Origin of the sequence: Pedobacter soli (assembly GCF_900101435.1) — a bacterium.
GTDB classification, from domain to species: Bacteria; Bacteroidota; Bacteroidia; order Sphingobacteriales; family Sphingobacteriaceae; genus Pedobacter; species Pedobacter soli.
This window is the reverse complement of sequence record NZ_FMZH01000004.1, coordinates 489,563-513,994: the sequence shown is the minus strand read 5'-3', so window position 1 is coordinate 513,994 and position 24,432 is coordinate 489,563. Positions and strand designations below refer to the sequence as shown.

The following is a 24,432-nucleotide window of genomic DNA, read 5'->3' as shown; positions in this document are numbered from 1 at the left end:
AACTCATAAAGAAATGGAAGCACCTGTTTACACTCAAATCGAAAACCTGAAAGTAACTGTATTTCAGGCTTATCTTTTTTGGGAAAACATCGATAAAAACCTCTTAAACCTGGCCCTTCGCCTTTCGATGGGTGTACGGGAAAAAACGGATCTTATTATCCTGCCCGAAATGTTTAACACCGGTTTTAGCATGAATTCTGAAGCCTTAGCCGAAGAAATGGGTGGTAAAACCATGCAGTGGATGCACAAAATGGCAGATTTATATAATTGCGTGGTCACCGGGAGCATCATTATTAAAGAAAATAACCAATATTATAACCGCCTGATCTGGATGGAGCCCGATGGAACGCACCAACATTACGATAAACGCCATTTGTTTGGTATGGGTGATGAAGATCAGCATTTTAGTCCGGGCAACAACAAGCTCGTGGTCGAACTAAAAGGCTGGAAAATCAGACTGGCCATTTGTTACGACCTTCGTTTCCCGGTGTGGTTGCGTAATGTAGATCAGGAATACGATATTTTGCTTTTAGTGGCCAACTGGCCAGACAAACGTTCGGCACATTGGAAAGCCCTCATTCCGGCACGGGCCATTGAAAACCAAAGTTATGTAATTGCTGTAAATCGTGTTGGGCACGATGGCAACCAGATTTACCACAGTGGCCTATCCATGTGTTTAGATCCTTATGGCAATACCGTTTATTACAAACCAGAAGACGAAGACTTATATACTTTCAGTATCAATTACGAAGAACTGGTTAAAATCAGGCGTCAGTTCCCGTTTCTTAAAGATGCAGACAGGTTTATCATCAGCTAGAGAAGAATCAAACTTCAAGAACCAATGACCAATTATCAATAACTAATAATCAATGTCCAAATCACAATTTTCAAAGTATAACAAACAATTAACCAGTTAAACGATTTATACAATTAACCCAGATTGGGAATAACCAATAATCAAATCACAATTTTCAAAGTATAACAAACAATTAACCAGTTAACCATTTTATACAATTAATCCAGGTTGGGAATAACCAATATCCAAATCACAATTTTCAAAGTATAACAAACAATTAACCAGTTAAACGTTTTATACAATTAACCCAGGTTGGGAATAACCAATAACCAAATCGCAATTTTCAAAGAATAGCTAACAATTAACCAGTTAACCAATTTATACAATTAACCAAATAAAACAACAAAGCACCACACATACATGTTTAACCGCCGTAAATTTATAAAAGCCTCTGCCCTTTCAGCCGGCCTGCTGGCTATCGAGAAAAGCAGCATTGCTGCCGTAGTTCCGCAGAAAAAAACAAAGGTTGCCAATTTCCCGATTGTAATCTCTACCTGGGATTTTGGAATTGCAGCCAATGCAGATGCCTGGAAGGTACTCGCTGCAGGCGGACGTGCGCTGGATGCTGTAGAACAAGGTGTTTGGGTGCCGGAAGCTGATGAGAAAAATCAATCGGTTGGTTATGGTGGCTTGCCCGATCGTGATGGCCGCGTTACGCTCGATGCTTGTATTATGGATGAACAAGGTAACTGTGGTGCGGTTTTAGCGCTCGAGTATATCAAACATCCCATTTCGGTAGCCCGTAAAGTAATGGAAAAAACACCTCACGTAATGCTGGCTGGCGATGGAGCTTTACAATTCGCATTAGAACAGGGCTTTAAAAAAGAAAACCTGCTTACTCCCGCAAGTGAAAAGGCATGGAAAGAATGGTTAAAAACGGCCAAATATGCGCCGGTAATGAATATCGAAAATAAGCTTTACCAAAAAGCTGCCCCTCAAAAATTACCAGGTAACCAATATAACCACGATACCATTGGCATGCTGGCAATTGATGCCAAAGGCAATATTTCAGGTGCCTGCACCACAAGTGGTATGGCCTATAAACTGCATGGCCGCATTGGCGATAGTCCGATTATTGGTGCAGGTTTATACGTAGACAACGAAGTTGGTGGTGCAACCTCTACAGGCGTTGGCGAAGAAGTGGTTAGAAACGTAGGTTCATTCTTAGTAGTAGAATTGATGAGACAAGGTTATACACCAGAAGCAGCCTGCAAGGAAGCGGTTATGCGCATCATTAAAAAGAAACCCGAAACGGCTAAAAATATCCAGGTTGGTTTTCTGGCCATTAATAAAAAAGGCGAATATGGTGCTTATGCCATTCAGCAAGGTTTCAGTTATGCGGTATGCAATGCAGAAAAACAAGACCTTTTAATTAAAGGTAAAAGCTATTATTAATAGAATGGCTATATTCACAGCTCAGATCTAAATAAAACGCTAATGGGACTACTAGCAAAGATTTTCGGCAAAAAAAATGTTGCCGAGCGCAAAGGCGAACCAGATATGGTGGTGGTTCCGGAGGATAATGAAAAAATGGATTGGGCCATTGAAAAGGCTGGTCTTACGCTATGGTATTTTGAAGCCAGTTTGAAAAATCCATCGCCCGGGCAGGATTATTTTTCTATTAAAGTGATGATTATTGATGGTGAAAACGGCGAGCATATCTGGTTAACCGATCCTCATTTTGATGACGAAGGCAATTTATTTGGCACCGTAGGCAATGCGCCGGTTAATGTACACAATGTAAAACTGAACCAGAAAATAGGCATAAAACGCGAGCTGATTTCCGATTGGATGATTATTGAAAATGGCCGGTTAATTGGAGGTTACACCATCAGGGCAATCCGAGATACCATTCCTGATCAGGATAAAATGGCTTTCGATCAGCAGGTTAATTTATATATTGATGAAGGTGTAGATCATTTTAAAGCCAATCTGGAAACGCCGGAAGGTGCAATCCTTTCTTTAGAAAAAGCGTACAATTATAAGGATATCCATGCGGCGATGGACTGCAAAGATTTTTTCGAAGAGGCTGCTACGCTCCTCTCGGGCATGGATATGGACCTAAATAAGGAGGTTATCAACGAAACGGCCGAACTATTAAAGCTATCTTTCATCAAAAACATTGAAGAAAACGGCTTTCCTGATTTTTCAGGTATCCAGAATGCTTTTCCCGAACGTAAAAAGATCGATGAAACACATTGGGTAATTACCGAAGTATGCTGGCATGCCGATGGAGGCAAATCGGTACAGCAGTTAAACACCTATAAATCGCCCAAAGGTTGGGTAGTTCTCGGCCCTAAAGGACCAAAAGAATAATTTAAATTAAAGCACAACATGAATAATAACGGAACGGTTGGTGGATTAGAAGTATGTGCCAATTCTTATACCTCTGCCCTGGCTGCACAAAATGGCGGCGCCATCAGGGTCGAATTTTGCGATAACCTGGCCGAAGGCGGTACTACCCCCAGTTATGGTCAAATCGCACTAGCTAAAAAAAATCTCAGCATAGCCATCTGGCCAATTATCCGCCCAAGGGGTGGCGATTTCTTGTACTCGGACATTGAGTTTGAGTTGATGAAAGAAGATATAATTGCTTGTAAAGCTTTAAAATGTGAAGGTGTGGTTATCGGGATACTTCGTGCCGATGGTCGCATTGATAAAAGCAGATGTGCCGAACTCATTGCCCTGGCGCAACCTATGGGAGTAGCTTTTCACCGGGCTTTCGATATGAGTAATGATATGGATCAGGCACTGGAAGACCTGATTGACCTTAAGGTTGAAAGGGTTTTAACTTCTGGAGGTGCTCCCAATGCTCCTCTGGGTGCTGAAAAACTGGCTCAACTCGTTAAAAAAGCCAATGGCCGCATTACCATTATGCCGGGTGCAGGGATAAACGAGGGCAATATTCAGAAATTAATTAGCCAGACTGGTGCTACCAACTTTCATGCATCGGCAAAGGTATTTGTTGCCAGTAAAATGGAATACCGGAATACTGAGACCAAAATGGGCAGTATTGAAGATGAATACCGTTACGAATTAACGTCCGAAGAGAAAGTTAAGGCACTGACAACAATTATCAACAGGAATTTAAATAAATAGTATTCAGTTATTTAGTATATTTAATTAACCATTAACTATACTAATTATGATCAAAAAACTAATCCCCCTATTTGCGGTGGCTTTGCTTTTGGCGGCATGCCAGAGTAAAGAAGCAAAAACAACTGAATCGGTAACCTCCGATACCACGAAGTATCCCTACACACCTAAAAAGGTGCACAGCTGGGAAATGAATCCTGAACCTCAGAACATGATCGCCGCCATGAGTGCTTTAAAAGGCTTTGCATCTCTGGATACGGCTGCAGTTAAACCTTTTCTGGGTGACAGCATCTGGCTAATGGTAGATAACTACAGCTTTAAAGGTACAAGAAGTCAGTTTTTAGGTGAGGCACAGCACGAAATAGACCGGTTTAAACAAATCCAGATCGATATGGAAGATATGGAATCGGTAATTAGCAAAGATAAATCAGAAGAATGGGTGAGTTTGTGGTATAAACAAATCTCGACAATGAAAGATGGTAAAACAGATACCGTTAACTGCTTTAACGATTTTAAAATGAAAAATGGTAAAGTAGTAGGCTGGTCTGAATATGTGCAGCACCCGATGAAGGGGAAATAATTTAAGAATAAATTTGTGATCCTGGGCCTGCCGATATGCCAAAGCACCTTAGCTTAGCAAAGCTTCTTCGACGGGCTCAGAATGACAACCGTGTTTAGAACCTATTAAAAGTCAGATGGTAACATCTGACTTCACTGATAATTCTGTGAAAGGCGTTTCGAGAAGCTACCATTGACAGACACCTAAGCAATTTCGTCATTGCGAGAAGGCTTTTTCAGCCGACGAAGCAATCTTTATAGCAAAACTTACCGGCATGAAAGATTGCTTCGTCGTTCCTTCTCGCAATGACGATTTTTCTAGTAGATCAATGCCGTTAGGCTGTCACTCATATTGATCTTTATACAATAAATTACCCCTCAACCTGACAAATTTCCAGATAAAACTAATACTTTAACACTCAGCAATGCTAACAGCTAAAATAACTTCTAAAAATTTTACCTGATATTTTGCAATGCTTTCTTTCAATTCTATATTTACAAAAAAATTAACGTTTAAATTATGGAAAGCTCAAATGATAGCTTATGTAACAGCTGTTACAAACCCTTTACCCTTACCGATACCTTTTGCAACAACTGCGGTTTCCCGCTTCAGGGAACAAAAGAAGAAAAAGATAGTCATATTGCCAACAGAACAATTAAAGAAGTAGATCTTATCGAATTACAAAGGTCGGTAGACAGCGCTTGTAATTCACTCTATTGGATTGCTGGATTTATTGGGCTATCTACAATATTTATATTTTTTACTGCTGCAGCAGAAGATCAGTTTGCCTTATTGATCATGAATGTTATTTTGGTTGGCGCATTTTTAGGCTTTGGAGTTTTAAGCAGATCCAAGCCTACTACTGCCATGATTTCGGGCTTATCATTATACGTGATCATTCAGATTTTAAATCTCATTGCCGATCCTGCAACCATATTCAAAGGCATTATTTTTAAAGTCGGTATTATAATTTACCTGATTAAAGGTATTAAATCCGTAATGGAAGCTGATAAGATAAAAAAAGAGCTTAATATCGAATAACTTGGAAGAACAGCCAATTCCTGAGAACTTATGTGATAATTGCCAGAGCGAAGTTCCGTTAGGCAATAAATTTTGTAGCACTTGCGGCAGAGCCCAAAACTACAAGGATATTGTGATTCAGCATAAAAGGTGGCCCAACATTCAGCAGGTTGGGCTATTTTTTGTCGTTGAAATCTGTTGTTGTGTCGCTTCGTTACTGATCAAAGATCACTCGTTAACTACATTATTTTGTCTGGATGTAATTATGGGGTGCTCTGCCCTGCTCTTCTTTTTTTACAACTGGCCTGAAAATAAAGCCATATTGAAATGGCCGGGCTTCTCCATCGCTAAATTGCTTGGGCTTATTGTACTTACTATTCTGGCGTCAGTTACGGTTACATTCCTTGTAGATCACTTAAATGTATTGCTTTTCAAAAAAGAAGTTAGGCATTACACCCTGTTCGAGTTCCACAGGTATGGCACTTATCTCATGTTTCTTTCCATTGCGCTCTATCCTGCAATATTTGAAGAGTTAGCTTACAGAGGATATTTAATTCAGAAGTTATTAAGTGTAGTAGATGAAAAAGAGGCGGTATATATTTCTTCGGTCTTGTTTTTCATTATCCACTTCAGCCTGATTTCTATATTCTGGCTGCTGCCATTTGCCTTATTTCTGGGTTGGCTAAGAATTAAAACCAAAACCTTATGGTATGGCGTTTTTGTTCACTTCTTTTTCAATGCCACAGCTTGCTTCTTAGACCTGTATCCGTTAGAAGAACTGTTTAAATTGTTTTAACCAATTCGTTTCCCAATAAAAAAGTCAGATGGTATATCTGACTTCACATATCTTTTAATCGCCGCTTCCGGGAACGAAGTGGAGACCAGGTGTTAAATAATGTAATAAAATTACCCTCGAATAACGGTAATTGATAGGTGATAAAAGCAACACGCCACTTAAAATCAGGGTAACGTAGTACCAAAGGTTTTCATAAACCAGTGGCAAACCTAAAATGTAGGCTGCTACACCTATGGTAATAATCTCGGCTACATTCATGGCATAACTTACAAACATGGCTACATAGAAGAAACCTGGCTCACGCTCAAATTTTAGATTACAGTGCGGGCAATTGATATTTGTTTTTTGAAGTTTGAACGAATAAGCGCTTCCGGTAAAAATATCGCCTTTGCGGCAACGTGGACATTTACATTGTAAAAAGGATTGAAATTTGGATAACTCAGCCATAATATTCTGATTTGATAGTACAAAGTTAGGCTTTAATAATCCACAAAATTATGATCTGTGTCATATTTAGTGGTTCGTTCAATAGTCATTAGTTTATTGGCAGCGAATTGCCAGGCCAAAAACATAATTATAAACTAACCTTTAACTATTTTTCCTTTAACAGTCTTAATTAAACCTTTACCGGCAAGCATTTTCACGCCACGGATTACCGTTTCCACTCTTAAACCAGTCATATCGGCCAGTTCCTGCCGGGTTACTTTTAAATTTTCGCCTTCAGTAATATCGTGCAATAAGTAATTGATGATGGTAAGTAAGCGGTGATCGGCCTTTTCATTGGCCAGTTCTTCGAGCATCATCGATTTATAAAACAACCTCTGACTTAGCGTCTGGATCAGATTCATGCTAAAATCCGGCTCGTTTTTAATCAGGCTGAAGAAATCTTCTTTATTTACGGCAATAAGCTGGGTATCTTTATTGGTAATGGTAAAGGCCAGATAAGGCCGGTTAATCAGCAAAGCGGGTTCTCCAAAATGCTGTCCTGCTTTAAAAACCCCTTGTATAAACTCTTTACCTTCATCGCTCACGGTTACCATGCGCACCTCACCCGTTTTGATGAAATACACATACCTTGGCTGCATGCCGGGTTCATAAATCACCGAATCTTTGGTGTAAGTTTTTATTTTTAAACCCCGGTCAACCAGCTGCTGAATATTCATTTTCCAGTTAGCTTTAAACTATCCTAAGGTTTCTTTCATCAAGCGCGTATAAAACTCCTTCAGTGTAATGCCCATGGCAGCCACCTGTTGTGGTATAAAACTGGTAGCAGTTTGGCCCGGAATGGTGTTGATTTCGATAAAATAAAACTTGCCGGTTTCGTGCTCCAGAAAATAATCAACCCGCACCACGCCCCTGCAGTTTAGCTTTTTATATACATCGGTTACCACTTGTTGCACACGAACCAACTCTTCATCATTCATGTTGCCAGGTGTAATCTCTTCGGTTGCACCAGGTGTATATTTAGCTTCGAAATCGAAGAATTCATTTTGCGGGATAACCTCTGTAGTAGGTAGCACAATAATTTTTCCTTCGGCACCAAAAATACCGATTGAAAACTCACGGCCACTTACAAATTCCTCGATCAGGATCTGACTATCTTCTTTAAAGGCCTTTTCAATTGCTTCCTCCAGGTCATCAGCATGCTTAACCTTGGTCATGCCAATGCTGCTACCTCCGCTGTTGGGTTTTACAAAATACGGCAGTCTTAAATCCTGCTTAATCTGATTGACATTGTAATTGCCTCCCTTAAAAATCTGTACCGATTTAGCGGTGAAAAGGTTATCAATCCCTTCAACAATGGCTTTGGTGTAGCCTTTATTCATGGTAATTGATGAGGTTAAGGCATCACAGGTAGTGTAAGGAATGCCAATCATATCGAAATAACCCTGCAACTTACCATCTTCGCCCGGCGAACCATGTATGGCAATAAATACACCATCGAACTTTATTTTTCTGCCCTCTAAGGTTAGTGAAAAATCGTTCTTATCAATTTCAATTTTTACCGAATCGGCAGGCTCGTAAAACCAGCCCTTTTCGTTCAGCATAATCTTATAAACATCGTATAATTCGGGGTCGATATGTTGTGCAATAGTTGCCGCACTTTTTACCGAAACAACCCATTCGCCTGTGGTACCGCCTGTTAACAATGCTATCGTTTTTTTCATGTCTGAAATCCTTGTATAAATAGAAATTGATTATAAATATATCCTCAAAAATATAAATATCTTTGTGCTTTAGTTAATTTTGACGCGTAGAATATTCAATAAATAAAATCAAAATAATTGGACGGATAATTGCTTGTGCAGGTATTCAATTCTATATTCAATAATTTAAAATAGCTACATTTGAGCTTGTACGCATAACCCAAAATTTAAGATTCATGTCTAAATTTATAGATTATTTAAAAACGAAATCCTTTAGAAACAACATTTTAGCAGCCGTAATTACCGTTATTGTTTTGCTGCTGGTGGCTTTTTTTAGTTTAAGATTTTACACCAAACATGGTCAGGGTTTAAACGTACCTGCAGTTAAAGGGCTTCCGTTTGAGCAAGCTGTTAAAAAACTCGAAGATGCAGGCTTAAAATACGAAGTAGATTCGGTATTTATTCTCGATCAACCGGCAGGTATTGTAATTGATCAGGATCCCGATCCCAATACCTTTGTAAAAGATAACCGTACCATTTACTTAACCATTAACGCTGGCAAAACACCAAATACGAAATTCCCTGATGTTGCCTTTAAAACGTTAAGAGAAGCCCAGGCGCTTATTGAAAGCTCGCGTTTAAAGCTTGGTGATACGACTTACAGACCTGATGTGAGCCGTGATGTGGTATTGGAAGCATCTTTTGGCGGGCAGCCGATTACCGCCGGCCAGATTGTACCGGTTGGTTCACGTATCAACCTTGTTTTGGGTGATGGACGCGGAAATGAAGAAGTAGAAATTCCACAGTTAATGGGATTGACCATGGACGAGGCTAAATTTAGCTTAAAAGGATCGAACCTGAGTTTGGGTACCATTATTTACGAAGGACCAATTACCGATAGTGCTACGGCTGTAATTGTTAAACAAAACCCTGTGGTAGCCGATTCGGTAACCAAAGTGGCTATTGGAACTAAAATAAACATTACTTTATCTAACAAACAACAATAATTTCGCATAACATACCGATGACTGAAGTAGAAAAAAAGAATATGAGTACCGGCAAAAAAGTAGCACTAATCGTGGCACTTATTGTGATTTTAACCGGAGGTTACTTTGCGTTAAACCTATACAGGCTGTACTTTGCCCCTAACGTTACCGAAAACCAAAAATATTTATACATTAAAACCGGAAGCAGTTATGATGACCTGCTTGCAGAGATTAAAAAGAAAGACCTGGTAAAGAGCATTTCTTCTTTTACAGCGGCTGCTGGAAAAATGAACCTGGCCAACAGTGTTAAACCCGGCCGTTACCGTCTACTAAAAGGGATGACTAACCGCACCCTGATTAACCTGATTAAAGCTGGTAATCAGGATCCTGTTAAATTGAAATTTCACAACATCCGCAAAAAGGAAAACTTTGCAGCCTATCTGGCAAGCAACCTTGAAGCTGATTCTTTGAGTTTTATTAATGTGTTAGATTCTACAGCATTAATTGCCAAATATGGCTTTAATCAGGATAACGTGTACACCATGTTTATCCCCAACACTTACGAGATGTACTGGAATATTTCGCCGGTTGATTTCTTTGAAAGGATGCACAAGGAATATGATAAATTCTGGACCGCCGAACGTAAGCAAAAAGCAGCAAGTTTAAACCTTACGCCTTCACAGGTGTATACCCTGGCTTCGATTGTTGATGGTGAGGCGCTTTACGATAAAGAAATGCCAATTATTGCCGGCTTGTACTTAAACCGCTTAAACAAGGGCATATTGTTACAGGCCGATCCGACTGTAATTTTCGCTAATAACGATTTTACGGTTAAAAGGGTAACCGGAAAGCTGTTGCAGGTGCAATCGCCTTACAATACCTATAAATATGCCGGTTTGCCTCCGGGACCAATTATGATGCCGAGTATAAATGCAATAGATGCGGTATTAAACCGCGATAAGAACAATTACATTTACATGTGTGCCAAAGAAGATTTTTCGGGTTACCATAACTTTGCCGAAACCAAGGCAGAACACGAAGTAAATGCAAAAAAATACCGCGAGGCTTTAAATAAAAGGAATATATTTAAATAATGTATAGCCATAGTACGAAAATCAGGGTGCGCTACGGCGAAACCGATCAGATGGGTTATATGTACTACGGTAACTATGCTCAATATTACGAAGTAGGCCGGGTAGAAATGTTACGCAGTTTAGGTATGAGCTACAGCTCTATGGAGGCTGATGGCATTATGATGCCCGTGCTGGAGCTAAAGTGTAAATACATTAAACCTGCCCTTTACGACCAGGAAATTACCGTAAAAACAATTATTAAAACCTTACCAGGCATCAGGATATTTTTTGAATACGAATTGTATAACGAAAAGGAAGAACTGATTAACCTGGGTGCTACTACCCTTGTTTTTGTAGATATGAAAAAAAACAAGCCTACCAATCCACCCGAAAATTTCATGGAGAAATTATCGGTATTTTTTAATTAGTATTTGCAATGGAATGGTTACACCGGCAATTATTACATCTTAGGCTCTATTCTCGGTTTATAGAATGGACCAAGGGATGTATTTTGCCTGGTTTTAGCCCACTCCCTTTGTATACCGTTGCTACTTTCTTTTTCAGGGAAATTGGTAAAGATACCTTGGTTAATAAAGCTTCGTCGCTGGCTTACAGTTTTATGCTGGCCATCTTTCCGGGTATTATCTTCCTTTTTACGCTTATCCCCTTTATACCGATTAAAGGTTTCCAGGATCAGTTGTTAAACTTAATTCAACTGGTATTACCACATAATGCTTTCGACGCTTTTGAAACGACCTTAAAAGACATTATCAAAAACCAGAACCGGGGTTTACTATCCTTCGGTTTTTTATCGGCTATATTTTTTGCCACCAATGGCGTTAAAAACCTAATGAAAGCTTTTAACAAATCGTCGTTAATTATCGAAACCCGTAGCTGGATAAAACAAAGGCTGATTGCATTGGTTTTAACTACGATCATTTGCTTCTCTATTATTATCTGTATCAGCGCCATGGCTTTGGGCGAGGTGCTGCTCACCTACATCAAGAACGAGCTTCATATCAAAGATAGCATGATAGTTTTTGTTGTAGGATTTACCCGCTGGGCTGTACTGGCAACATTGTACTTCATTACCATTTCTATCCTTTACCGTTATGGCCCCTCGCACACCAAAAAGTGGAAACTTTTTAGTGCCGGCTCGTGGCTGGCCACTATACTGGCTTTTATTACGATTTGGGGCTTCTCTTATTACATCAACCATTTTGGTTCTTACAACAAAGTATACGGTTCTATAGGCACCTTAATCGTGGTGATGATCTGGCTCTACCTCAACTCGCTGATATTACTACTCGGTTTTGAGCTAAACGCGAGTGTGGATGTGAGTAAAAGAAGCGTTAAAATCATCAGGCCTACCTTCAATCTGTTCAAAAAATCAGAGCCAATTGAAGAAAACATCCAGAAGAAATAATTTTTTCTCCCTCTGTGTTAAGCAATTATCAATTTTATATAAAAAAAACACAATCATAGTTTGCAGATTTAGCCGGAGTTTGTACTTTTGCCTCCGGAAAGCTGGCAGAGTGGTCGAATGCGGCAGTCTTGAAAACTGTTGACTGTAACAGGTCCGGGGGTTCGAATCCCTCGCTTTCCGCCAAAGAAACAAAACCCGACAATAGTCGGGTTTTTTGTTTTCCAGGATTTTCTTTAATGACTCCATCCTAATATTTACTAATTTCTATATATTTATGTATGTCAAACCGCTTTCTTCTATTATTCGTGCTTTTTCCTGCACTTTTAATGGCGCAATCACGCATTGTGCAATTACCACCCTTTGGTGACACTCTGGATTCCATCCGTAATAACAGCCGAACAGTAGTTGAAAAGTTAGCCTCTAATTCTGCCTGGATAGTTCATCAATATGATGCACAAGATAGTATAATGACTATAGGGACATTTAAGGATGAAAAATTAACTATACCATCCGGAAGGTTCAAGTATTACCATTATAGTCCACCACATTTACAAATTACTTACGATTACGCCACCCATAAAACGGATTCTGTAATCGTACCCGCAAAAAATTTTCTGCATATGGTTGGTTACTTTGTTGATGGAGAAAGAACAGGTATCTGGACTACCTTCAATGATTCCAATGAAAAAAAAATTGCTCAAACATACGAACATGGGAAATTGAATGGTTTATACGAGAGCTATAATCATGGGATATTATCAGTAACCGGAAATTATGTGGATGATATGAGAGAAGGCGAATGGTATATATTATCAGGAGAGGGTGATACCATACAAACAGATATCTACAAAAAAAATAAACTGATTAAGGCAATCCCCTCTATTAACAAAAAAAAGGATAAATATAAGCAGGTAACTGACCCCCGCCCCAAATATGACTTTGTTCGTTACTTAAATACCCAGCTTTCGAAAAAAGGTATGAGCCAATCTGGCACAAAAAACTCATTTTACAGCATTACTATAGATAAAACAGGAAGAGTTACTGAACCAAGTGTAATAACAAGAAAAATTATCGATGAGGATATAAACTTTGCAGTAGATACGGCTATTATTGATGCAATGTTAAGCGCTCCCCTATGGATTCCTGGAGAACAAGATAAACAGAAGATAGCGGTAGGGATACGGGTTCACTTGGATATTGAATTTAACAAAAAAAGCATAAGAGTTTCGCTAGTAAACCCTTCAACTAATTAAACTAAGCCTTTATAGTTTAAACATTAAAGGTTATTGATGAAATTTATGCTTGCAAATTTTTGTTGAAATAGTAAAAACAGGATACTCCAATTTAAGTAAATTAGGTTGTGAATAACTCTTTTAATTGCTATGCCCCGTTTATATAATTTTATGATTTGTTTATATAATTTCAATATACTAAAGCATAGCTGAATCTAATTCCTAACTTTGCTTTGCATTGAAAAAATTAAGAGTAGATATCGTTGCAGTATTGCTATTGTGTTTGGGATCTTTTTTATTCCCAGGCCTTAGTTATGCGCATGCTACCAAGTCTGATAAAACAATGCACGCTTCCTGCTCTAAAGCAGAGACCAAAAAAGCAGCGATGCATGATTGCTGCCACGCTAAAGCCGGTAAAAAAGCAAAACACAACGATTGCAGGCACAAATGCAAGCACGGTTCTTGTCGCTGTTGTGCTTCAAGTCCTTCAGTTAGCCTGGCCATGGTATGCAATTTGCAAGTGATCAATCAGCCGCTTATGGCCGAAAAACAGCAAATTGGTTATCAACAATCCAATTATTCTTTTGGCTTTATATCCATCTGGCAACCGCCAAAAATAGCTTAAATTAATGGCTGTTTAGCCACAAATGCGTCCTCACCAAAACCAGGATAGCTACTTATTAATTAATTTATAGCCTTTAAAAATCATCACAATGAAATTGACATCAAAAATATTGGTGGTAATGATCTTATTATTATCAACCCGAAATACCTTCGCCCAAATTAAAAACGCACAAATCCTTAGCATTCAGGTATCAGGAAACTGTGAAATGTGCAAAAAAACCATCGAAACCGCTGCAAATGTAAAAGGGATTGCTGCAGCAGAATGGGATAAAACTTCCAAAATGGCCAGCATTACTTACAACAGCCAGAAAACCAATACCGATGAAATATTAAAACGAATTGCTTTAGCAGGATACGATAATACAAGCTATTTGGCACCTGATGAAGCTTATGCGAAATTACCGGAGCGTTGCCAGTACCAGCGGACTTTAAAGCCAGCAAGCAAAATGAAAGCAGCGCAAGCAGAAAAAGTCCCTCACGATCATCAGGCTATGGCAGCAAGCAGCTCAGGAACATCACCACTAAAAACAGTATTCGATCAGTATTTTGCCATTAAAGATGCACTGGTAAAAACAGATGCCAATGCAGCCGGACTTAAAGCAACAGCCTTACTTGAGGCCATCAAAGCAGTAGAAATGGAGAAACTTAGCACGGCCGAACACACTGCCTGGATGGCGGCAGTAAAAGACCTGACAGCTAAGGTGAGCAATATTGCCAAATTAAAAGATGTGGAAGCGCAAAGGCAAGCTTTCTCCACTCTTTCTGCAAATATGTATGCACTGGCTAAAGTTACAAAACAAGCTGAACCTGTTTATTATCAGCATTGCCCGATGTATAACAGTGGTAAGGGAGCCAACTGGCTAAGTAAAGAAAGTGCGGTTAAGAACCCCTTTTATGGTGCTAAAATGCTGACTTGCGGTAGTACTCTAGAAACGTTAAAATAACCCGCTTAATTAAAAAATCACAAATGAAAAGTAGAAGTTTATTTCATCATAACTTAAAGCTGTTTACTACCATACTTTTTTTATTTATTGCTACAAAAACTACATTGGCGCAAAAAGTAGTACGTTACCAGCTTTACGTAAAAGATACCCTGGTAAACTATGCCGGAAAAGAAAAACGGGCCATAGCTGTAAACGGACAGATCCCCATGCCTACCCTCACTTTTACCGAAGGTGATACTGCAGAAATTGTGGTACACAACCAGCTCAAGGAAAATACCTCGTTACACTGGCATGGTGTGTTCTTGCCAAATAAAGAGGATGGTGTGCCTTACCTTACCCAGCAGCCCATAAAGCCCAACACCACACATACCTACCGCTTTCCAATCATCCAGAACGGAACACACTGGTATCATTCACACTCGGGCCTGCAAGAGCAAATTGGTATGTATGGCAACTTTGTAATGAAGAAACGTGATACCGATAAAACTTTCAGGAAAGGAATAGATGATTTGCCAACTGTACCGGTAGTGCTCAGCGAGTGGACTAACCTTAATCCCGATAACGTACACCGCATGCTGCATAACGCAAATGATTGGGCAGCAATTAAAAAAGGAGCTACACAATCTTATGCTGAAGCCGTTAAGCAGGGCCAGCTTAAAACTAAGGTTAAAAACGAATGGAAACGAATGACAGCGATGGATGTTAGCGACGTTTATTACGACAAAGTGCTGATGAATGGCCAGGTTAATACCGAATTAAAAAGCGTAGATGGCAAAACCTTAAAAGCTGGCGACCGTGTTCGGCTCCGCATTTCAAACGGCGGTGCATCTTCTTATTTCTGGTTACGTTATGCCGGTGGTAAAATGACAGTTGTAGCCAGCGATGGTAACGATGTAAGCCCTGTTGAGGTTGACCGTTTGATTATTGCCGTATCAGAAACTTATGATGTAGTAGTTACGATACCGGAAAACGGCGTAGCATACGAATTTATGGCCACCACCGAAGATCGTACACAATCTACCAGTTATTTTATCGGTAATGGTATTAAACAGTTGATTTCGCCTTTACCGCGCCTTAAGTATTTTGATGGCATGAAGATGATGAACGATATGATGAAGATGAACGGCGACCTGGATGATATGGGCATGAAAATGAGCCTTAACCAGATGGATATGAATGTAGTGATGTATCCGGAAATTACCGGAGAAGCCGACAAAGCCAAAGCACACAGCATGAAAGAGATGGATATGGAGAAGAATCCAAACCGCTATAATGCTAATGCTTTAGGTGATATTGTAACCCTCAATTATGCCATGCTTAAGGCACCGCAACCTACTACCCTGCCTAAAAATACGCCTGTAAAAGAACTCAAATTCACATTAACGGGTAACATGAACCGTTACGTTTGGAGCATGGATAATAAGGTGTTGAGTGAAAGTGACAAAATCCCCGTTAAAAAGGGAGAAATACTCCGCATAACCTTATACAACAATTCAATGATGCGCCACCCAATCCATTTACATGGTTTCGATTTCAGGATAATTAATGGCCAGGGCGAAAATGCGCCGCTTAAAAATGTGCTCGATATTATGCCAATGGAGACGGATACAATTGAGTTTCTGGCTAACGAAGAAGGCGACTGGTTTTTTCACTGCCATATTTTATACCACATGATGGCGGGTATGAACCGTGTGTTTGCAGTAGGCGATTATAAGAACCCATTACTGCCTGATAAGGCTATGGCCTATCGCGAGCTGCAAAAAGAAAGTAATATGCCTCATTTTATGGCCCAGAACGATTTTGCCACAAACGGTAATGACGGTTCGGCTATGTTGCAAAACGCAAGATGGTCGGTAGGTACCGAATGGCGCCTGGGTTATAGCGATATGCATGGTTTTGAAGTAGAAACGCACGTAGGCCGCTACATTGGTAAAATGCAATGGTTAATGCCTTTTATTGGTTTCGACTGGCGTTATCGTAAAATGGGAATGGACGAACATGAGAAAAATATCTTCGGCCAGGTAAACAAAAAAGATAGCAGAAGTGCCGTGAGCCTGGGTGTAATGTACACCTTACCTCTGCTAATTGATTTTCAGGCAGAGGTTTACCATGATGGTATTGTACGTTTGGCCTTAATGCGCGAAGATATTCCGGTATCTAAAAGACTCAGGGCGGGTTTTATGGTGAATACCGATCTGGAATACATGGCTGATTTGAGGTATGTAATTAATAAGAATATGGGTATTCGTACACACTACGATAGCGATATGGGTTTTGGTTTAGGTTTATCGCTTAATTACTAAGACCTGGCCTGAAACAAGAGAAGGCCACTCCTTGCGGAGCAACCTTCCCGTTTTTTAAGCTGGTCTTTTAAATTTGGCTGTCTTGATAAGAGATTTTCTGTTTTTAGCCTGTAGAACTCAATTAGGATATATTTTAAGTATGTCCTTCAACAGGCCCAGGATGACAATCATTCGGGACAGCCATTATTTTTTTCCATTCATATCCATAAAAATAGATTTAATACCTTCTAAAAGCTCTTTCCTTTCGCTGGCCAGCACCAGCGGAAACCATTCGTCGGTATGCAGCTCTACCACGTGTTCGTGGATGAGGTAGTGCCTCCCCGACCTCACCCTGCGCTTATTGCCGGGAATAATGGTGCCGGATAGCATTTTGATTATTATTTTGGTAATCATCCTGATGTATTTAGGAGAATCCTCGTACTTACAATCAATGAAGAGAATCCATAATCCATTCATGGTATTATACTGTATACTTGCTTTCATGTACAGAGCTTATTAAAAGATGATTACTTTAATATACCAGCAGTTATAGGCTGAAACCCCATGCAACACGGAAGCCTACGAAGTTATTGGTGTGATCGCACTTATAGTATTTGCCGTTACTCTCCCAACGCAGGCCGGCATCGATATAATTATTGTTGTGGAGATAAAATATCATCCCAAACTGCGGTGCATATAGAAATGCCGCCTTTTTACCTTCCACGCAGTTGGTTTTATTCAACAGGAATGAAACGCCAATTTCAGACTGCAAGTAGAGATTACTCCTGTAAAAATACTTCAAACCAGCTTTAAGCGGAATGAGGTGAAGATCATCTACCAAATGTGAATAGGTACCAGTAACAAAAATATTGTTGAAACCGGCATTGGTTGTGGCATATAAGATGCCCTCTGTAATGGGAAATTCGGCTTGTGCAGAAACGCCCAGGGGTGCTTCATATTTTTTAGCTAAATAACCAGTGGCCAAACCAGTTTCGATACCTAACGAATAACGAATACCTGTGCCGCCATAAACTTGCGATTGTGCATGTACACCCTGAAAAATAAATAAAGATAATAGCAGAGTTAATGCGTTAATTGTTTTCATGATTTCAAAAATTTAGTAAATAGAAATCCATTACCATAAAGCGAAATATGGTAAAGCTTTAGAGAGTTAAGAAATAATACTGAAGGCCACTACAAGAAGTATGTAGTTAGCCTGTGAGATTGGTTTTGTAATTGAATAATGAGAAATAAGTAATTAAACCTAGGCTACAGAGCGGTTGCCGCTGTTGTTTCTGGGCATAGTATGATGCGCCACCTTTTCAGAAACTGTTTTGTCTAAATTGGTGTGACTTAATATTTCGTTGTATTTTTCGAGAAGCTTAATGTATTTATTCATCCAGAAATATACCGAATTGGCATCGCCCTTAGCAAAATCTTCGGTATGTGCATCGAAAGCCTCGCGTATATTATTACTGGTCTTTGCAAAGGTTTCAGGTAACTCTATCGAAAAATCATGACCGATTACACTTCCAACTTTCCAGATGATTTCGGGGTTAAGGCTCTTCTGATCGAACCAATTGTAAATTGTTCTCCTACTTACATTTAATTTACGGGATAATTCACTTATGCCCATACGGTCCCGGCGCACAACGCGCTCAAGAACCTGTCCTACATTTAAACTCATAGCGGTTAATTTAATTTAAAACGGATATTTAAATTCAACCAACATTCGGGGACGACTATGTTACTTAAATTTAATAATTTTTTGTTAAGAAAAGCAAATAATTAATTACTGTTTTAACATTGATCTAATTAATTGGCAACCAGTAAATCAAGCTCTTCGTAACGCGAATTGTTGCTGATATAATCGGGTATAATTTCTTTCATTTTCTTTACCATATTCAGATCGTTTCCATCGTTGTTTAGCACAATCAGGTCTTTAATGATCTGGTTTACATAGAGGTAATTATAAGCCACTTTTTGCGAAATTTTAATTTTAGGATGGTGCGTGGCCATGATTTCCTCTTCCATTAGCAAAAGTTCTTCATACAGCTTCTCTCCAGGCCTTAAACCGGTAAAGACAATATCGATGTCGTTGTAAGGTGTTAAGCCAGCCAGCTTAATCATATTAATGGCTAAATCGACTATTTTAATCGGTTTGCCCATATCAAATAAAAAGATTTCGCCGCCTTTACCCATGGCGCCGGCTTCCATTACCAGCTGTACAGCTTCGGGTATCGTCATAAAATAACGGGTTATTTCAGGGTCGGTAACGGTTATTGGTCCTCTGCGCTCAATCTGGCTTTTAAACCGCGGAATAACTGAACCGTTTGAGCCCAGTACATTGCCAAAACGGGTGGTAACAAAGCGTGTACGCGAAGCGTGTGTGGTAATTTCGCCATTTGGCAAGGTTTCCGGACTATTTAAAGACTGGATATAAATTTCGGCCAAACGTTTTGAGGCACCCATTACATTGGTAGGTTTCACCGCTTTATCTGTCGATATCATCACAAACTTTTCTACACCAAATTCCATTGATACATCGGCCATGTTTTTAGTACCTAAAACGTTGGTTAAAACAGCCTCTGCCGGATTATCTTCCATCATGGGTACATGTTTATAGGCCGCAGCATGGAAAACAATTTCTGGTTTATACAATTCGAACAGTGTACGGATGCGGTTTATATTCTGTACGTTGGCCATGAAGATTTTTACATTTGCAGCCTGAAAATTATCTTCGAGCTCTAATTTCAAATCATGTAAGGGTGTTTCGGCCTGATCGCAAAGGATAACCATTTTAGGGTTATAATGTAAAGCCTGCCTCACAATTTCTGATCCGATAGATCCCGCAGCTCCGGTAACCAAAATACATTTGCCACTTAAATCTTTAAGGATATTCTTTTTGTTAAGTTTAATTGGCTCGCGCTCTAAAAGATCTTCAATTTTTAAATCCCTCAATTGGTGCGAATCAAGCTTGCCGTAAAGCCACTTATCAGATGGTGGCACCATAATTACCTTAATACCCTGGTTTACGCAGGTATCGATAATTTTCTTTTTATTTAAGGTATTTAAGGCATCTTCGGCAAATAGTATTTTTTTAATCCCATGTTTTTCTTTTAAAAACTCTACTGAGCACGAATGGTATACTTTTTTCTGCTCGAGGTATTTATCTACCCGGTCGCGGTTATCATCAACAAAACCAATAATATTCAGGTTCGAATCTTCATTTTGCTCAATGGCATTTTTAATCAGGATGGCTTTCTTTTCAGAACCATAGATGAGGATATTTTCTTTGGTTTCGGATTTAAGCTCTTTAAAAAAATAAAACACCCCTTTAACCAATGTACGCATCAAAATGAGCAATGATGAAGAGATAAAGAAATTCAGGATCAGGGCTTTATCCATTTCACTCCACAATAACTGAAACCTTTGCGAAAGGATTTTATTTACGCCAATAAAAAGTAAGCTGGTAACAAAAACAGCCAGAAATACCCTTAAAATATCTTCGGTATTAGAATAGCGAATAATACCGGTATGGATACGCAAGGTAATAAAAACACCTGCTGCAATGGCGCAGTAAAGGCCTACATACATGGCGTTACTGGCGTTAAAAATATCCTGGTAACTGAGTGTATGGGTTAATAAAATGGCTATAAACAAGGTCCAGACTACAATCATCTGGTCGATGAGTAAAATTAACCATCTAGAGTGCGCCTTGTCGGGGAAGAAAAAATTTTTCATAATTGAGAATCATTAAATAAAGCAATTGTTGTTATTGAGGGGTCATTCTGTACAGTGGAAAAAAATCAGTCGTATCCTGGATATCGATGCCTGATTTTTCTACCAGCTGGTTGTAAACAGGTTCGTTGGCAACGTAACGCCAGCTGTAATAATCTAAAATTAAGTTCGAAAAGCCCCGCTTCCATTCAAAAAGCGAGTCTTCTTTATAACCTAGGCCACCACCTAAATGGTAATATTTCATGTTCCATTTTCTGCCCAGGCCGCTCACCTCATCAATCAGGAATTTGGCAGGCGAATATTTAAGGTGGTTTATATTGGTGGCAATTAAATGTCCCTGAATAATGCCATTGGTGAGCGTGATAATGCTTCCGCACGTTATTTCATCGCCCAAACAAACCAAAACCAGTTTACAATCAAATTCTGTAGAATGGATTAAATGGGTAAAATAGGCTTCATCAAACAGGTAAAACTCGGTAGCACTTATGCGGCCCATATTGGCCTGGTATAATTGGGTGAAGGCAGCTATATCTTCCTGTTTGCGACTTTCGCGCAAGGTGTAGCCTAAACGCCGGCATTTCTTAATGCCATCCCAGGTGGTTTCCCTGTATTGTTTACGCTGATCTTCAAGCGTTTGCCGCAGGTCTACAGCTATGGTTTTTCCATTTTCGTACAATCCTTTTGTTCTTTTTAACAGCTCGTTCTGGTTAAAAAACGGATGCAGTTTAGAGAAAACAGAAACATATTTACCCTGCTGTAAAAAAGCCAGAAAGGCATTTAAAAAGTTATCTTTTAAAGTATCTGGCTGCTGATTGAACTTGAGGTTCGATATCGGTCCCGAATACCCGTATACACAATGCAGGTCATAGTAAATGGTATCTGCAATTGGGCGTTCGAGCAAAGGTAGCGCAATAAAATTGCCAGCCTCCTCATAAATAAACAAAATAGGAGTTCCGTTGGTGGCCATTGAATGATACTGCCAGCTATGATAAAAATCATAATCGGCTGCACGTTCTACATACTTTATCCAATCGGCTTTTTCTGCCAAACCCAATTGTAAAGTTGTGCCTATAGCGTTATTTTCGATCAGCATAATCATATCCTAAAAAATAAATAATTAATTATGAAGCAATTACGGGACTACGGTAGAGTGGGAAAAAATCAACATTAGAGTAAGGGTCAAGCGACCGTTCGTTCAAAAGGGTATTGTATAATTCGTTATTGGCTATATATCTCCAGCTGTTAAACTCGAAACACAGGTTAGAAAAACCCATTTTCCAGCCAAATAAAGTATCTTCTTTAAAATTAACACCACCACCGAGGTTAAAATATTTATAGCCCAACTGGCGACCGATAACCGTGATTTCATCTGTTAACAGTTTAGCCGGCGATTCAAATAAATAGGTAGTGCGTGTGGCAAGCAGATGTACCTGCATAATTTCGTTGGTGCAAACCACAATAGCCCCAGAAATGGCAATACCATCTTTGTAAACCATAAAGAGCTTGCTATCAAACTCATCCGAAGTAAGCAAAGCCACAAAATAAGCATGGTTAAAAAGGTAACTGTCTTTAGCTCCAATTCGCAGCATATTTTCGGTATATATTTCTGAGAAAATAATGGCGTCGTTAATATCGGTAGAAATTCTTACCTCATAATCGCGTTTTCGTAAACGCCTTATCTTCTCTTTAACACTCTTTCGGTATCCCGCGCGCTGGCTTTCTATGCTGGTAGTTAAATCAATAGCAACTGTTTTGCCGTTGGCATGTACCCCCGAAAACTTTTCCATCAATCTCTCCTGATCGAAAAAAGGATGCAGGCGTGAAAATACAGTAACGTTTTGCCCGGTTTGCAGGTAAGCGATAAAAGAAGCTTTAAACCGTTCCATAAAATCATCGTCGAGCGATTTAAAGTCCATGTTCGAAATAGGTCCGGTATAACCGTAAACTGAAGTAAAATCAAAAAAGTCTGATCCGGGAATATTTCGTTTTAGCAGCGGAAAAGCGATGTAATTTTCATTTTCCTCGTAAACAAAGAGTATGGGCAAACCGCTTTTATCTAACGAATGGTAATACCAGGTGTGATAAAAATCGTAATGTAGCGCGCGTTTCACATAGTCTGTCCACTCCTGCTTTTCATTAATGGTAATAATCTTTCTCATTTGGAGCATATTAAAGTTGGTAGATTAGTTCATGGCCAATAAAACCGATGGATTGATAGCCATTTTTATAAAATCATGCTCTTGAGAAATGCGTTCGAAACCTACTTTTTTATAAATGGCATAAGCAGCCAGGTTATCGGCGTGTACTTCTAAAAAAACATGTTTAAGATTAAGGTTATAAAAGGCATATTTTAAGAGCATCAACGATGCGCTGTACCCTATGCCCTTGCCCCAGTATTTTTTTTCACCAATAAAAAGGTGGAATTCTGCTGTATCGTTATTAATGTCAAGTAATTGGATGTTGCCGATATACTCGTTTGTATTTTTAATGCAAATGGCAAAACGTTTTTCGTTAACAGCCTTCATTTTACTGGCCAGCCAGGCTTGCTCTACCTCTACCGTAACCGGATCTTTTAAAACAAATTTGGTGTACGACCATACTTCGGGATCGTTGCGCCATTTATAAGATACACTTGCATCTTTAAGTTCTAATGGCCTGAGGTAAATTGGCGTGTTCATATTAGCGGTTTTAAAGCATTAACCATAATGCGCATGTCGTCTAACCCGTAACGGTGGTCTATAGGCAATGCGATAAGCTTTTGGGCCAGCGCGTATTCGAAACTATCAGGGCTGGCCCATTCGTAAACATTTGGCCAATAAGTGGCCACAAATATTTTTTGTTTAATAAGTGTTTGCTTTATAGCTGCATCATTGCTTAAAAAGGGATACACCATCGGAACATCGCCCGGGACTAAATTTAAATGCAAGCGGTTTTTATCGCCCAGTTGTTCGGCTAAAAAGGCAAAGTTTTCTCTTCTTATTGCAGCACATGCTTCGTAATCAATGCCAGAAAGCATCGCCGTGGTTAAGGTCGACATATTCTTGATATCGTTGTTGCACAGCACTTTATTATTCTCTATGTAATCGTTGTATGCTTCTTCTATATTGATGTCGATACTTTTGATCAGGTGCGAAAAACGGTTAATCGATTGATCCTGATTTAAGTTCTCATTTATTGGAGTGCCAATATTGAGGTAAGCCCCATCCGGTACACCAAAAAATTTACGGCACGAATAAAAGGTATCGGCATTGGCAATCGGTTTACAGAAAAAGGCCTGCGCATTATCGATAATCAGGTTGCTGATCGTTTTGGTTAAGCGTTTAACCGTTTCTGTTTTTAAGCCATAATAATTGGTATACAATAAACAGCTGTGTGCTTCGAGATCGAAATCTATTACCGGATCGAGGTTTTCGTCGATATGATAAAACTTATAGGCAATGTTTAGTTTATGTAAGGGTTCCAACAATACTTCGCAGGTATAGTACGGAAGATATATCAGGTTGTATTTTCTTACCCTAAGAATGTATTCGAAAGCGTTACGTCCGGTGTTAAGTGCTACTAAGCCTGGATGAAAAATGTTTCCCTTTGGTAACTGTAGTTGTATGTAACCGCCAATAGTTTTGGCAGCTTTTGTTTGGACTTCCATTGTT

The 24,432-nt window shown here is 39.4% G+C and carries 26 protein-coding genes and 1 tRNA gene; 16 read left to right on the top strand and 11 right to left on the bottom strand.

All coding sequences use genetic code 11. The features are described from left to right. Window positions 1-13: 13 nt before the first annotated feature. The 7 genes from BLR37_RS11760 to BLR37_RS11730 all read left to right on the top strand — a co-directional run bounded on the left by BLR37_RS11760 (window position 14) and on the right by BLR37_RS11730 (window position 6,327). Window positions 14-817, top strand: coding sequence for a nitrilase family protein (locus BLR37_RS11760; protein WP_208599641.1), 804 nt, complete (start codon window positions 14-16; stop codon window positions 815-817). A gap of 399 nt (window positions 818-1,216) precedes the next feature. After that, complete coding sequence (locus BLR37_RS11755) at window positions 1,217-2,251, top strand: glycosylasparaginase (protein WP_090768780.1); 1,035 nt, start codon at window positions 1,217-1,219, stop codon at window positions 2,249-2,251. 42 nt (window positions 2,252-2,293) lie between these two features. Then, window positions 2,294-3,172 carry a YegJ family protein gene (locus tag BLR37_RS11750; protein ID WP_090768778.1) on the top strand — a complete coding sequence of 293 codons (879 nt, stop codon included), beginning with the start codon at window positions 2,294-2,296 and terminating at the stop codon, window positions 3,170-3,172. 18 nt (window positions 3,173-3,190) lie between these two features. Next, the gene (locus tag BLR37_RS11745; RefSeq protein WP_090768775.1) at window positions 3,191-3,955 is read left to right on the top strand and encodes a copper homeostasis protein CutC; all 765 of its coding nucleotides are present in this window, start codon (window positions 3,191-3,193) and stop codon (window positions 3,953-3,955) included. A gap of 46 nt (window positions 3,956-4,001) precedes the next feature. Then, window positions 4,002-4,532, top strand: a complete 531-nt coding sequence (locus BLR37_RS11740) for a hypothetical protein (RefSeq protein ID WP_090768773.1) — start codon at window positions 4,002-4,004, stop codon at window positions 4,530-4,532. 498 nt (window positions 4,533-5,030) lie between these two features. Continuing rightward, window positions 5,031-5,552, top strand: a complete 522-nt coding sequence (locus BLR37_RS11735) for a hypothetical protein (protein ID WP_090768771.1) — start codon at window positions 5,031-5,033, stop codon at window positions 5,550-5,552. Between the two features lie 244 nt (window positions 5,553-5,796). Continuing rightward, window positions 5,797-6,327, top strand: coding sequence for a CPBP family intramembrane glutamic endopeptidase (locus BLR37_RS11730; protein WP_090768769.1), 531 nt, complete (start codon window positions 5,797-5,799; stop codon window positions 6,325-6,327). 54 nt (window positions 6,328-6,381) lie between these two features. Here the strand turns inward: BLR37_RS11730 and BLR37_RS11725 are convergent, their stop codons facing one another. From BLR37_RS11725 to BLR37_RS11715, 3 genes are all read right to left on the bottom strand, one after another. Further along, window positions 6,382-6,774 carry a DUF983 domain-containing protein gene (locus BLR37_RS11725; protein WP_039472580.1) on the bottom strand — a complete coding sequence of 131 codons (393 nt, stop codon included), beginning with the start codon at window positions 6,772-6,774 and terminating at the stop codon, window positions 6,382-6,384. Window positions 6,775-6,908: 134 nt separating this feature from the next. Continuing rightward, entirely contained in the window at window positions 6,909-7,490 is a 582-nt protein-coding gene (locus BLR37_RS11720) for a Crp/Fnr family transcriptional regulator (protein ID WP_090768767.1), read from the bottom strand. An 18-nt stretch (window positions 7,491-7,508) separates the two neighbouring features. Next, window positions 7,509-8,495, bottom strand: a complete 987-nt coding sequence (locus BLR37_RS11715; protein ID WP_090768765.1) for a D-alanine--D-alanine ligase — start codon at window positions 8,493-8,495, stop codon at window positions 7,509-7,511. Window positions 8,496-8,710: 215 nt separating this feature from the next. Here BLR37_RS11715 and BLR37_RS11710 point away from each other — a divergent pair, with 215 nt between their 5' ends. The 9 genes from BLR37_RS11710 to BLR37_RS11670 all read left to right on the top strand — a co-directional run bounded on the left by BLR37_RS11710 (window position 8,711) and on the right by BLR37_RS11670 (window position 17,062). After that, window positions 8,711-9,481, top strand: coding sequence for a PASTA domain-containing protein (locus tag BLR37_RS11710; RefSeq protein ID WP_090768762.1), 771 nt, complete (start codon window positions 8,711-8,713; stop codon window positions 9,479-9,481). A gap of 17 nt (window positions 9,482-9,498) precedes the next feature. Next, on the top strand, window positions 9,499-10,554 hold the full coding sequence (gene mltG, locus BLR37_RS11705; RefSeq protein ID WP_090768760.1) for an endolytic transglycosylase MltG: 1,056 nt from the start codon (window positions 9,499-9,501) through the stop codon (window positions 10,552-10,554). Further along, on the top strand, window positions 10,554-10,961 hold the full coding sequence (locus BLR37_RS11700; protein ID WP_039472572.1) for an acyl-CoA thioesterase: 408 nt from the start codon (window positions 10,554-10,556) through the stop codon (window positions 10,959-10,961). Before mltG ends, BLR37_RS11700 begins: the two co-directional genes overlap by 1 nt. Window positions 10,962-10,969: 8 nt before the next feature. Continuing rightward, on the top strand, window positions 10,970-11,959 hold the full coding sequence (locus tag BLR37_RS11695; RefSeq protein WP_039472570.1) for a YihY/virulence factor BrkB family protein: 990 nt from the start codon (window positions 10,970-10,972) through the stop codon (window positions 11,957-11,959). 95 nt (window positions 11,960-12,054) lie between these two features. Then, window positions 12,055-12,142, top strand: a tRNA-Ser gene (locus BLR37_RS11690). A gap of 95 nt (window positions 12,143-12,237) precedes the next feature. Then, the gene (locus BLR37_RS11685; RefSeq protein ID WP_090768758.1) at window positions 12,238-13,212 is read left to right on the top strand and encodes a toxin-antitoxin system YwqK family antitoxin; all 975 of its coding nucleotides are present in this window, start codon (window positions 12,238-12,240) and stop codon (window positions 13,210-13,212) included. Between the two features lie 217 nt (window positions 13,213-13,429). After that, window positions 13,430-13,816, top strand: coding sequence for a hypothetical protein (locus BLR37_RS25105; RefSeq protein ID WP_143009566.1), 387 nt, complete (start codon window positions 13,430-13,432; stop codon window positions 13,814-13,816). Between the two features lie 88 nt (window positions 13,817-13,904). Continuing rightward, a complete protein-coding gene (locus BLR37_RS11675; RefSeq protein ID WP_090768754.1) occupies window positions 13,905-14,759 on the top strand; it encodes a DUF3347 domain-containing protein in 855 nt (284 codons plus the stop codon). A gap of 23 nt (window positions 14,760-14,782) precedes the next feature. Further along, window positions 14,783-17,062: a multicopper oxidase family protein gene (locus BLR37_RS11670; RefSeq protein ID WP_090768752.1), complete on the top strand. Its 2,280-nt coding sequence runs from the start codon at window positions 14,783-14,785 to the stop codon at window positions 17,060-17,062. A 183-nt stretch (window positions 17,063-17,245) separates the two neighbouring features. Here the strand turns inward: BLR37_RS11670 and BLR37_RS11665 are convergent, their stop codons facing one another. From BLR37_RS11665 to BLR37_RS11630, 8 genes are all read right to left on the bottom strand, one after another. Further along, on the bottom strand, window positions 17,246-17,545 hold the full coding sequence (locus BLR37_RS11665; protein WP_039472556.1) for a hypothetical protein: 300 nt from the start codon (window positions 17,543-17,545) through the stop codon (window positions 17,246-17,248). 43 nt (window positions 17,546-17,588) lie between these two features. Next, window positions 17,589-18,146 (bottom strand): hypothetical protein, encoded by a 558-nt coding sequence (locus tag BLR37_RS11660; RefSeq protein ID WP_090768750.1) that lies wholly within the window; start codon window positions 18,144-18,146, stop codon window positions 17,589-17,591. Window positions 18,147-18,305: 159 nt separating this feature from the next. After that, window positions 18,306-18,728, bottom strand: a complete 423-nt coding sequence (locus BLR37_RS11655) for a helix-turn-helix domain-containing protein (protein ID WP_208599640.1) — start codon at window positions 18,726-18,728, stop codon at window positions 18,306-18,308. A gap of 128 nt (window positions 18,729-18,856) precedes the next feature. Further along, window positions 18,857-20,785 carry a polysaccharide biosynthesis protein gene (locus BLR37_RS11650; protein WP_090768748.1) on the bottom strand — a complete coding sequence of 643 codons (1,929 nt, stop codon included), beginning with the start codon at window positions 20,783-20,785 and terminating at the stop codon, window positions 18,857-18,859. 31 nt (window positions 20,786-20,816) lie between these two features. Continuing rightward, on the bottom strand, window positions 20,817-21,881 hold the full coding sequence (locus BLR37_RS11645; RefSeq protein ID WP_244154645.1) for a GNAT family N-acetyltransferase: 1,065 nt from the start codon (window positions 21,879-21,881) through the stop codon (window positions 20,817-20,819). 22 nt (window positions 21,882-21,903) lie between these two features. Beyond that, window positions 21,904-22,941, bottom strand: coding sequence for a GNAT family N-acetyltransferase (locus tag BLR37_RS11640; RefSeq protein WP_039472552.1), 1,038 nt, complete (start codon window positions 22,939-22,941; stop codon window positions 21,904-21,906). A gap of 24 nt (window positions 22,942-22,965) precedes the next feature. Continuing rightward, window positions 22,966-23,460, bottom strand: coding sequence for a GNAT family N-acetyltransferase (locus BLR37_RS11635; RefSeq protein ID WP_090768747.1), 495 nt, complete (start codon window positions 23,458-23,460; stop codon window positions 22,966-22,968). Then, window positions 23,457-24,428 carry a hypothetical protein gene (locus tag BLR37_RS11630; RefSeq protein WP_090768745.1) on the bottom strand — a complete coding sequence of 324 codons (972 nt, stop codon included), beginning with the start codon at window positions 24,426-24,428 and terminating at the stop codon, window positions 23,457-23,459. The genes BLR37_RS11635 and BLR37_RS11630 overlap by 4 nt, the downstream gene beginning before the upstream one ends. Window positions 24,429-24,432 lie beyond the last annotated feature (4 nt).